9 protein-coding genes are annotated in these 12,054 nt (G+C 45.2%); all 9 read right to left on the bottom strand.

The window, feature by feature from the left end; translation table 11 throughout:
* Positions 1-178: 178 nt before the first annotated feature.
* The gene (locus FGT79_RS30260) at positions 179-712 is read right to left on the bottom strand and encodes a hypothetical protein (protein ID WP_138756538.1); all 534 of its coding nucleotides are present in this window, start codon (positions 710-712) and stop codon (positions 179-181) included.
* 41 nt (positions 713-753) lie between these two features.
* Positions 754-2,865 (bottom strand): phage tail protein, encoded by a 2,112-nt coding sequence (locus tag FGT79_RS30255; RefSeq protein WP_138756537.1) that lies wholly within the window; start codon positions 2,863-2,865, stop codon positions 754-756.
* 9 nt (positions 2,866-2,874) lie between these two features.
* Positions 2,875-3,390 (bottom strand): phage distal tail protein, encoded by a 516-nt coding sequence (locus tag FGT79_RS30250; protein WP_138756536.1) that lies wholly within the window; start codon positions 3,388-3,390, stop codon positions 2,875-2,877.
* A gap of 10 nt (positions 3,391-3,400) precedes the next feature.
* The gene (locus FGT79_RS30245) at positions 3,401-3,532 is read right to left on the bottom strand and encodes an XkdX family protein (RefSeq protein WP_171056532.1); all 132 of its coding nucleotides are present in this window, start codon (positions 3,530-3,532) and stop codon (positions 3,401-3,403) included.
* Positions 3,525-3,854, bottom strand: a complete 330-nt coding sequence (locus tag FGT79_RS30240) for a hypothetical protein (RefSeq protein WP_138756534.1) — start codon at positions 3,852-3,854, stop codon at positions 3,525-3,527. The genes FGT79_RS30245 and FGT79_RS30240 overlap by 8 nt, the downstream gene beginning before the upstream one ends.
* 13 nt (positions 3,855-3,867) lie before the next feature.
* Positions 3,868-6,699, bottom strand: a complete 2,832-nt coding sequence (locus FGT79_RS30235; RefSeq protein WP_138756533.1) for a hypothetical protein — start codon at positions 6,697-6,699, stop codon at positions 3,868-3,870.
* Between the two features lie 15 nt (positions 6,700-6,714).
* Positions 6,715-7,107 (bottom strand): phage tail fiber protein, encoded by a 393-nt coding sequence (locus tag FGT79_RS30230; RefSeq protein ID WP_138756532.1) that lies wholly within the window; start codon positions 7,105-7,107, stop codon positions 6,715-6,717.
* A 13-nt stretch (positions 7,108-7,120) separates the two neighbouring features.
* Entirely contained in the window at positions 7,121-7,675 is a 555-nt protein-coding gene (locus tag FGT79_RS30225; protein ID WP_138756531.1) for a phage tail domain-containing protein, read from the bottom strand.
* Positions 7,672-12,054: phage tail tape measure protein (locus FGT79_RS30220; RefSeq protein ID WP_138756530.1), on the bottom strand; the 4,383-nt coding region annotated here is incomplete at its 5' end. The genes FGT79_RS30225 and FGT79_RS30220, both read right to left, overlap by 4 nt.

Genomic DNA, 12,054 nt, shown 5'->3' with positions numbered 1-12,054 from the left:
GAGTTGCTCGGATCCGTGGAACATCGAGATGGATATTACGCATTCTTTAATCTCTTCAACCGGCTTATCTACATCAATCGTCAATTCGAGTTTTTTCTTAATATCAGCCATTCAAAACATCTCCTTCATATAAAACAGCCCTCGATAATTTTCGAGGGCTGTTAATGTGATTTGTGATCTATTCAATCAATTCATTTAACTGATTATTTATATCCACGAGTTTACTCTTAAGTTCTATCAGCTCAATTTCCGCCTTAGCAACGCTTTCTTTTAATTCATTAATAACCACAAGAGAATCCGGACGAAGCTCGCCAGTTGCTGTATCTATCCCTCGCTCTTCACGAAAAGGTATAGTCACTGTTTTAATTTCATGAATACTCGCCTCTGTTTCAGAAATCTTTTTCTGAACATACGCCTTTTCTGCATTTAATGATCGCAATTTTTCTACTAACCCATCATTAGACAGCTTAGTTTCGATAACAATCACTCCTTTCGAATAAGAAGTGGTGGCTCCCAACGCCTCGGCGATATCTCGTACCGGCGCATAACTCTTACCTTCGCTTATGACAGCGTTACTGAGAGGTTTATTGTTGAGAACCACTTTCGCTTCTCCGTCTATCTTTTTGCCGATCTTTGAAACACTATCAGCAATAACTTGTCCCGAAGCCATAAGTAGCGCCCCTGCCACAAATGCAATAACAACTTTTTTCATACCGCAACCTCACCTCCAAAATTTTGAGTTTAGTATATCACTCAGTTTTGGATATGGGAATGATTTGCTGCCACCGACCAAATGAAACTGCCTGTAATTACGCCAGAACTATTCACCACAGCAAGTCTAGTTCCGTCAGGAATTCCGTGATTATGCCCACCTGAAAGACTTGTCGAAGTTCCTGATATAGCTTTAGCGTCGAGTGCTTGTTGTAATGATTGACTAGGGAAACTCAGCATGCGAAAATTAGACCAACTTTGAACATAAGTAATGCCTGAAAGAAAAATCCCTCCACTAGCTTGAATCTCAAAATCACTATTAGCCAAAATACCCATTCCTGCCAATGATGCAACGCCATGACCTATAACAAGATTTGCGCTGCCTTGGTTCATTTCAAGTGCTGGAGCAGGATTAGATCCAAATCCACGAACAGCTGTGAAAATGGCGTAATTGTTAGCAGTTTGGTAAACTCCGAATAGATCCCCTGTGCTGGACATCTCACTCCTTGGATATACGCCCGCTGCTTTCGTTTGAATTTTGGCACCTGTCAACGTACCGCCTGTTATTGTCCCTATAGCAGATATATTCCCTGCAAACGATCCGCCTGTTGCATGTATGGTCCCTTCAATTGTTGCCAATCTTGCATTCAACTGCCCGGCCATATTAACGCGAAACGGCGCACTGCCAAAATCTTGATGACCAAGATGTATACCGCTCTGATTGGCTTTAAATACGTTGTTGCCTATCCCTATTTCGATCTCTACGAAATTACCGAGCTTGCCTATTACCATCGGAGCTAAGATTCCCTCGGCGGTTATGGCCGCATCGGCTGTTAAGCCTCCATTTCGGGATACATACATCCCCTTGGAAGACAGCACAACTTGATCATTTGTTATCAGTTTACTTCGAAGCACAATGCCTCGCTCGTCATATATGACCTCAGACTTACTATTGTTAATGTCGTATACGGCTTGAGCTGCAAAGGCTTCGAAGGCTCCAGTCCTTACCTTGCCTCCGCTGGTGATGTTATCTACGACCTGCTTTGATTCGTTCAGGTCCGCTAGTATGTCATCATAGTCTCTTAGGAGGTAATTGGCTAATACCATTTCAGGCTGCTTCGCTGGGTTGAATAGCGGCTCCCTGAGCTCTGTCACTCTTGCAGTAATCCCATTCACTTGCATTTCAGAGTCAGTAATTTTTATTGTATCTCCAAGGAATGCTTCAGGCTCTGTAATATCGATTCGATGTAGATCAGCTAGGCTGACAGGTACATCAATAGCTGGAACCTCGCGTTCTCTGAGGCTTTTGCGAACTGCCTGCAGGAGTTCAATAGGTTCTTCGATCTCCTGGTTGATATACTCACCATCAAAGTATGTGTTGGTTGTATTGGACCAATATGAAACGTATGGGGAAATCAGATAGTTCACCATGACTACCCCGCCAACAATAGCACCCGGCACTGCATTTAATAGGGCATATTCCTCACTCGTTAGATTCGAAGCAGCCATCCCGATAAACGTCCGGCCATCCTTCATCTCCGAAAACAATCGTGTTACTAGCGTGCTGGCGCTGTCCTTGAAGTTGATGTTGATAATGTTCTTTCTCATTCTCGCTTCATATCCGCGATTCATACCGATTTGTTTTTTTATATGAATGACAAAGTTATCCGGCTCGATCTCACACCCGTAAGCATCAATCACTTTATTTAACGCTTGCAGGCAATCGCCTCTGCCGAAATCCTTGATGTCCTTCAGCTCAAAAGTATCATCAACGGTGAAACTGAATTTACCGCCTGTCGCAGCTGATATCGTCGTAAGCAACGTTGTAATATTAACACCATACGCTTCATCAATGTATGAAGCATAAGGGAATTTGAAATCAGCCAGCTTGAACATGACATGCGTACAGACATACTCCACCATACGCTTAACGCCTTCCCGCTTCCGAGCTCTATCATTAATCACGTAATACTGGCCGCGATCGTCTTTGATATGACCCTTAATCGGAATGATGTTGTAATCCTCACTGGACATGGGTAATTGAAAAGTCAATTCGTAATCACTGTTGATTCGCCGGCGCCGCTCGATCTCTGTAGCATCAGCCACAGCTCCCAAATGATTAAGGTTTTTATCGTAAAGAGCTAGCCTTTTCAAGCAATCACCTCAATATAAATATTTATCACGAAATGTTAATCGGATTTGAACAGATCGATTAGAAGCCGAGTCTGTGTATACGATATTGTTCCGCTCTGGGTGGAAATCGAAAAACTCACCGTTATAGCCTGTAATTACTCCGTTTTTCGTAACTTTCAGCTTTTGTGCATCGATCACTATTCGATCACCTGGAGCAAATGCGCCTGAAATCTCAATGAATTCAACATGATAGCGACTTCCCACTGCTGTCATTTCAGATATCGCAGCCATCAGGGACCCACCACTAACGATGTTACGAATGAAGCTAGACTCCATTACGGTAATGATGTTCATTTCAGCAGCTGCCGTAATTGTACGTAAAAAAGACGCCTCCATTTGGGATAGCGTCTCTAAATCTGCCTTCGTATTTATTTGCCTAATCAAACTAACGGGCATTTCACTTGTTGACTCCATAACCGATCGGCCATAAATGCTAATCGATGTTGTGCGATTAAACGGTAGTCGGTTGAATTCTCCTCCAAACATAGGGCTCCTCCTACTCGTATTTCTCGCCAGTTATATCTTCGTACTGCTCCGGCGTAATCCATCCTTTTACAGACACCGCCCTGCGAAGTGTTGATTCATCTACCTTTTGTGCGTCCCATAACCGTGTTAGAGATTCAAACACCGCCGCCACCTCCTAATGCGTCTAATACCAGTGCATCAATGACGGTTTGCTGCAGGGCGAGTTGTTCTTCCAATTGATCGATTCGCAATTGTTCTACTGTTTTCAAAGGCGGCATACTTTCGAACTCAATTTCTTCTGGTGTCTTCGCGCGGGCTGTAACGTCAACCAACACGCCATCAACAACATCAAGCGTATAATACGGATACAGGACCTTCACTTTATCCGCAAGCTCTGATTGGTCCTCAATAAAGTATGAGCTTGGGTACGTCTCAGCGGTCAGCCATGCGCCTGTCTCATATCCTCCGTCTGCGTGTACGATCATTATTACGTCCTCCTTATCTATAGGCGATATACTCGTAGAGCTCTCCATTGATGTTTGCGTTCCCTGTCGAGCCTGTCATGCGCACTACAAACTTATTTGCCCCGACTGACAACGTAAGATTGTTGCTGTTATCATGACCGTTTTTGGTTGTAGATGCCCATAGCAGCACGTTTGAAGGTTGATAAAAGCCGTTACCGTTGTTTAATACTGAAACTAAGCGCGGCGTAAACGGTAACGTGATGTCACGAGTAGCTGCGGCGTTACCCGTATACGATCCAACCACGCAAGGTATGGTTATATCGACGTAGTTTTTGGTCGCTATGTCTTGTGCTGCTACTGGATCTGCCACCTGTGATCGACTATTGACATCACGTTGCATCATCCGACTGGCAGTAGCGGTGCTCACGGCCCCGTGTATACCCGTTGTGGCTGCTATATGCAAGCTTGCTGCTTCCAGTGTTGTTGCTGGAAGGTTCCACCAAAAAGCTTTCCCCGTTATTGATTTGATCATATAAGCAAGCTTGCTCCACAATCTTGTAGGCGTATCGGCGCCAGTCGCAGCCACAACGGTATCGTCGATTGTTCGTGTACCAATTACGGTGTCTGTTGCGCTATCCGCGCTACCTGCACCCGTCGCGATTCCATCAAGTTTCACCTTATCAGGTGCACTTTGGAAACCTGCCTCAGTTGTAGTCGCTACACCATGAGCGCTTCCTCGCGATCCGACATGAGCATTAAGATCGTATCTGGTATTGGCAGCGTACGCTTCGTCCAGCAAAAGTTTCCAATCCTGTACACCGTTATGGGTTTTTAAATCCGTAATGTCCTGTACATTTTTAGACACCGAGCTGCCTAGTGTGGATTGATAAATGATCGTCGTTTCAATCATAGATGAAGTGTAAAGGTAATTATCCAGTACTTGATAAGTTACATTGTACTCAGCAGCTGGATCATAATTGGCTGCACTAATAGACATAAACATCATGCCACTAAGAGCGATGTCGCTCTCGGAAACGTAATTACCGAAAACCCACCTAGTATCGAGTATTCCATTTTTGTAAACCGCACTAATGACTTTTACCCGATTTTTAAACTTAGTAGATGGCTGCGCCGACATATTGCTATAATAAGAACCCGATGATAGGTATGGTGTAGCAATCTTTTCTCGTACAATAAAACCATCCAACAACTCGACCTGATTACCTCCAGATTTCAGGGCGATTGCACCTTTGTCTCCGATAACCGTCTCTTCGAAGGATTGGGCAATCATGTAATCTAATGTAGCCCACGCCGTCCAGCCCGCAGCTTTATTTGCAGAGCAGTAAGCTTCTGTATTAGTAGCAGGCGCTGCTCCCGTTAGAATCGATACCCAGCTGGTATATGTCGTTCCGTTGTTTGCCGTTGCTTTCCATCCATTCATCGCCGCTTTTATTGCATTAGCAGACGGACTAACTCCATCAGCCCAACCAGTATCTGCGTTGAATAGTGATAGGTAGAAATCATTTCCTGTTAGATGCTGCCACCAACTTATGCTAATCAGATCACCGGCACTTGATGTGCCTCCTAAGCGAATGATTCTGCCGTCAAACATCTTGCAATACGGGACATTTGTAACCCCTCGAAGTCGGTCTCCGAAATATCCGCCTGAATTGGCAAGTCCGATAGCCTTAAATCCCGTGCCCGAACTCGATGCTGTCCACGGGTACGATCCGTCAAGTGATACTCCCGTTTTCCATTTTCTAGTTACGACTCCTTTTGCGCTATCGTACGTATCAACGATAGTCCGATCCAAATTACCCACAAGCACAGGAAAATTAGCGTAATGAATATTTTGAGAATCTAATGTACGTACAGCGCCACCTTGCAAATGCTGCACGCTGTCGACGTATGGATACTTTTCAGCAAGCTTTTCGCCTGTCCAATCCGGATCAACATCGATTTTTGCATAATCTGCTGCTGTTACTTCAAATATTCTTGCGCCATCAAACTGAACCCAGCCTGTAACGCCTATATTATTAAAATTCATTATTTTAAATGCACCATTAGTGGCTGCCGTTACTTGTTGCCACTTTTTATAAATGGCTTTGCTCGTAGAGGTAATGACATTACCTAAATTTGCACTGCCATTATTCATTAGTAAATTGGCTTGGGATGATCCATCTGTAACAACATCAACTAAAGCGAGATAATATTTATTTGCGTCAAACGGTAGATTTGAACTACGTATCTCTCTAAGCGTGCTAGTATCACCAACATTTGCAGTGATTTTTTGTGCTTTAGTGCCGTACTTAACGTTTGTCGATTCTAGCGATGCTGTCGCTCCATTGAGAGTTGCTTCAAAGCCGTTAGCCACGCCATCACTGTTAGTATCAAGCTCAAAGTTTCCTGTTTTGCCTAATAAGTTAACAAGCGACCTCCCCTGCACAACAAACTCTGCTTGTGAGGATTGAGATGCATTTATTGAGTTCAATCCTCGCTTTAATGTTGTTTGAAAAGCTGCTGCTTCGGATTGCATTGTATTTAGTGTCTCTATGTTTTGCCTTGCAGAGTCCCAATCTGCCGCTGTGAACATTCGAGCAACCCTTGATCCTAACGCCCAGCTTCGCGCTGTCGTTCCGTTATAGCCGCGCGTTACGCCTGTTAAGGTATTTCCGGACTTGCCTGTGTAATGAATCGTTTCGGCAGTCTCATCAGTACCGATAACCGCGATGTTCGGCCCATCTGGCAATATCGTTACTGCTACGCTTTGTAATGGTATTGTGGTCACTGCAGCAGTGATGGCTGCAGACAACTCCGTTTGATAACTATTTGCTATTCCTGGATACATAGGTAATAGGTTAGCCATATGATATTCTCCTTTCTACTGCGCGTACCGAATCAAAATTTTGCTCGCCTCTGCAATGAAGCGATCGTTGGTTTGGATTGTTCTTGAATCAATTTCGGCAAAATGCAAGAGGTTACCGCCCGTTAGAGCGTCCGTCACACCTACATGTGATACTAAGCCCCAATTAGCTGTTGCAACAGGGAATGGAGCATCCGACAATAATTTGATAGCCATCTTCCCCGCATCTAGTGCGGCAGCGGATAACGTTATCAATTGTCTTGCGTAAGCTCCACCAGCTACCTCGGAGCCTGTATTAGCTGCTGTAGGGTTGGATGTATAAAGGGCTAAGTAGACTGCGCTCGGTGGAGTAAAAGCGACACCGCGCAGAGCGTTGAGATTTCGTGCAGCTTGATAATTTGATATAGCCATGTGTACTCATCTCCTATTCGAGTTTGTATTCGTTTTTGATCTGGAACCCGTTAATAGTGTTACTACCTATGTTCGTTAAAACAAAAATCGGACTAGCGCTTAGATCGCCGTCCGATTCAATCGTTAATGTTTGAGGGGATTGTGTAAGAACAAGCTCCTCTAAATTTTCTTGGTCGCTCTCCGGAAATGGGTTATGCATTTTGAGAGGCAGTTGGAACATACCGTCAAAGATGATCTTTTCTATAGACAACGTGCCTGCATAACGTGCGCGATACCTTTTGCCGGGCAAGTCGCTGTACGTGATGGTACGATCCCCGCGCTTCGCGTCGAACACGCGGGCAATTTCTCTGACTTTCGCTTGATAATCTAACGTAGGGTCGTTCGCCATTAAAACGCACTCATGAGTAATGATTCTAGGGCTGTATTCAGATCCAAAATCCACTTCACCATCTCTGCCTGCGATCTGTACCGTGTAATCCCTTGTTTCAGGCAACGGAGGGATATCCCGCCTCTTGATGCCAATTCCAAGGGAGGACCAAGGAATCCCATCGATGTAAGCTTCAATCATCTTGATTTACCTCCTCTCGATTGGAAACGTCGAACTACGCTGTCTCGCTCCGACCAATAGGTTTTAGCTGTGGCTGAATCATCAATGTTCACATCTCCCGTATGGGAAACGATATACTGATTATGGTTCACGACTGATCCCGCTGACCCCGAAGCCGCTGGCATACTGAAGCTTGGCATTTTAAAGGACAGATTAGGAATGGCAAAGTTAAGTAATTTGAAGAGGTTACTTTGCTGACGATCGTTTAGTATCAATTCATCCGCATGCGCAATGACCGGCACCGCTTGGCCGCGAACACCCCTCACCTTTCCCCCCTCTGAAAAGTGCTGCAGCTTGCCTGTATCTTGCTTAATGTTATATTGGTCGCGGATTTCGTTGTTACGAGCAGCCAGGCTTGCCATTTTGGTTTTATCGCCGCTTGCCTTGGCCGCATCCCACAAGTCTTTATTATTGTTATACTCCTGCAGGTCTCGTTCTTCTTGGCTCAAGGTCAGGTTGCTGATCTTACCCATCTTCGCTTGATAGGCAGCTATAAAGACGTCGAGCTGCGCTAGGATCTCGGCGTTTTTCTCTGACTCCTTCAGGATTTGAAGTTGTTTCAAAGTGTCAGCTTGTTTGATGGTTTCATCTGAGAAATCATTGAACGCTTGGTTCAACGCTTCATAATGTGTTTCTAGTGATTTGATTTGATCTTCATAAGAAGTAACCTTGAGCTCCTTCTCTTCTTCCAGTTTCTTCTTCTCTGCCTCAAGGCTCCGAATAGCGAGATCTCGGCTACGGTCAAGCTCCATCTTCTCAATTTCTTTTATCAGTTCCTTGCGTTCCTTAACTCCTTCGGGTCCGACAGCAGACAGTAGAAGCGCTAACCTAGCCCGTTTCTCCGCTAATTGCTTTTCGTAGTCATCGTCAGCGTTTTGTTCACGCATTGCAGCAATGAGCTCCTCGATTGCTTTGATCTTCGCATCCTGGGCATTAACGAAAGCGTCCTTCTCTTCGTTAATGCGCTTAATTGTATCGCTCTTGGCTTTATCAAGTGCCTTTTGCTGGACGGTAACTAGCTTTGTGGTGTCTACTGTCTCCTGCTCGATGAGTTTCTTTTTGAGTGCGTATACTTGCTCATCCGCCCGCTTACGCTCCTCTGTTCCCATGAGATATCGGGATTGCACGCGTAACCACGCTTTGAGTTCATCTTCAAGCGATATGCGACCCATTGCTTTTTCATGAGAAATATAGGACTCTGACAATGCCATCGTCTCGCGTATGGCCGCTTTTTTAGCGGCGTATACTTGCTCATCTAAACTCATACGGATTTCTGATCCTACTTTGTATTTCCCTTGCAACCGTTTCAGCCATTCCAGTTCCTCTTTAGCAGATACCTCGCGAATTCCCTTTTGATGCGATATCCAATTAGCAGAAGCATTATAGGTGTCCTGTTCCAACTTCTTCGCTTCTTCAATTAATTGCTTTTTGAGCGCATATACCTTCTCGTCGGCGGCCATACGTTGTTCAGTTCCCTTAACGTACTGTGACTGTACCCGTTCCCAAGATGTTAATTCTTCTTTAGTCGAGAGTAGCCCCATCGCCTTCTGATGCTCAATCCACTTCTGCGATGCTGCGAAAGCCTTCGCTAACGGATCTTCTTCTTTCTTGCTGCTTTTACTGTCCTTTGCCTTGTCCGATTGCACGCCATAGCTCGGATCGGCACTGAGTTTACTAAACTTCTCGCGAATGGCTACAATCTTCGCTAATTGTTGTACACTTTCAGGCACGTATAACGAATGAACACCCATTCCTTTTGTCATTTGATCCATAACGGACTGTGCTTCCGCTAAACTTCCGATTGAATCCAACTCGACACCGTAGTACTCCAAGCGCTTCTCCAACTCTGTATACATGGAAGAAGTGATGCCGGCTTGTGTAAACCGGGACGTCTCCAGCAATTCTAGTTTCGATTGTCGAAGCGATTCGACAGCTCCTTCTTCGAAAGACCAACCATCTGCAGTTTTATAAATACTAGCAGCTAGTTGAGGATACTGATTGATCAACGTCTCTGCAGCTTCAGCATTAAGTGACTGCCCTTTGGCTAGATCGGCGGACAACTGATTCAAATCTGCAATGCTGCCACTTACGTTAACGATTTCTTTTTGCAAATCTTCTAGAGCATCGCCAACATCGACAATGGCGTCATCGTTTGCTTCGGTTTCATTCGCAGATTCGGCCATAGCCAGTCTAAAATCATCCGTTGAATCAGTAGTGGAACCTAGCTTGCCATCTAACATATCCAAAGATTGCTGACTGTTTTTAATTCGCTCATCCAGCACGCCAATTTGTTCGCTAACATCAACAATTTTTGTTGAAAATTCTACCGTATTATCATCAGGGTCGATGTTTAATGCAGGCATATTAGTGATTTCCGCCTTAATGCTCCGCCAAATCTCTCCGTAGATCCCAAACGACTTTGATCCATTATTTACTTGCTCATTCAAGAAGTCGAGATCAGATTTTAAACGTTCCCGTTCTTCCTGTGCGGTTTTCAAGTTTTCGGCTTCTATAATACGTAGTGCTTCTTTATACACACTCGAGAATGACTTTATTTTTTCTATATTCAAATCAATTGCCTTGCCGTTTTCGTCCCACTTCGAAATCATCTCCGGCATTACCTTACTCATGCGCTCGATAACGGTAGCCAATTCAACTTTAGCGGTTTTTATCTCCTGGTCCGAGCGTGTATTACCATCGACAATTTCTTTAAGCTCTCTGTATCTTTCGCTTAATGCATACGCATCACGTTCCGCTTGCTTCGTGCTATCTACCGCCTGATTCTGAGCTCCTGCATACCCGCTCCAAGCTAATGTAGCAACGCCTAACGCTATCGAAATACCTGTCAATATAGCCCCGACTGGAGTTGCAATAAAACCTCTTTGAGCTGCCGTTGCCGCATCTGTTGCTACTTTCATCCCAAGCATCGACTTTGCAGCAGTCGCTAGACCTCCGACCATAGCTATGATTGATTGTCCCGTTAGGAGTCTCATGCCCGTGTTTAGTGTCATTATCCCAGCTCCAAGCATTAAAGCCGAGGTCAAACTGTTTCGAATAGGGTCAGGAATGGAGTTAAAACCATCTACTAGCAGCTTGGTAGTGTCCGTTATACCTTTCAGTGCCGACAACAGGCCGCTATCGCCAATAGATATAATGAGTTCGTCCCAAGTAGCTTTAAGTTGCTGCGATTTCTTCTCTAGCGTTTCCATAGCAAGTGCATTTTCCCGTTGTGCCGAACCGAAAGAGTTTTCAGCAGTCTCAGCAATCTCCATAACCTTACTATAGTTGTTCATGAGCGCTATAAACTTGGACGCCTGGTCTCCACGGGCAATCGCCTGTGTGATCTCATGACGCTGCGCATCCGCTAATCCGTCCCATTTCGTAGCGACACGGCCAAGAATTTCGCTGAACGGCATCATTTCGCCGTTTGCTTTCTTGATTAGGCCCACATATTTTTCAAGTTTATCGATCGCAATATCACGACTAGAAAATGAAATAAATGATTTGATTGCGTTACCTGCATTCGCACCGCTGAAGCCTGCCTGATTAAGTACTGTAAGGTATCCAATTAGTTCATTAATGGGTACCTTGGCGTTTTTAGCAGCAGCTCCAACTCGGTTCATACCTTCTAGAATCTTTTTCGAGGTTGTCGGGTAGTTGTTCGACACTTCGTTGATGCGATCCAGTAGCCTTGCCGAGTCCTCTGCAGCTAAACCATAGTTGAGTACAGCCCCGGTCATGAGTTCCTGTGCTTGAGCTGCGCTCGTGAATGATTGCTCGACATTCTTTGCCATGAGGGCAGTGGTGGCGAGTGCTTTCGATTCCCGCTCGTTAAATCCGCTTTGCGCGATGAGTGTATACACGCTTGCCGCCTCATTGAGTGCATAACCGTATTCTTTTGCTGATTCAACCATCGAATCTTTAACAAACGCCACATCAGCCGTGTCGCCCATGACCCGCTGTACATTGACAAGTTCGTACTCAAATTGTTTTAACACGCTAATCGCTTCTGTAGCTCCTCGTATAACGCTGGAGTACATGGCTTGTGAGAAGACGTATTGCGATGATCGGCTGAACACACTGTTGTTGTTAAGACGTCTGAGTTGCTCGGCTTGCTGCACTTCTTGTCTTGCAATCTCCCTGCGCACGCGTTGTTCGTACTGCAGCGTCCTTTCCCGATCTCTCGATACACGCTGAACGCCTTGTTGTTCCTCAATACCGATCTGCCGTCGCATCCGATGTTCGGCTTGCAGGACACGTTCTCGCGTTGCATCATCGGTTCCCGTGGCTTTGGCCGCGCTGGCTCCTGTTGATGTAACCCGGTTCTGCAAAGCCTGCAT

Source organism: Paenibacillus sinopodophylli, assembly GCF_005930355.1.
GTDB lineage: Bacteria > Bacillota > Bacilli > Paenibacillales > Paenibacillaceae > Pristimantibacillus > Pristimantibacillus sinopodophylli.
Note: the sequence above shows the minus strand (reverse complement) of the source record. Positions and strands in the feature narration are given on the sequence as shown.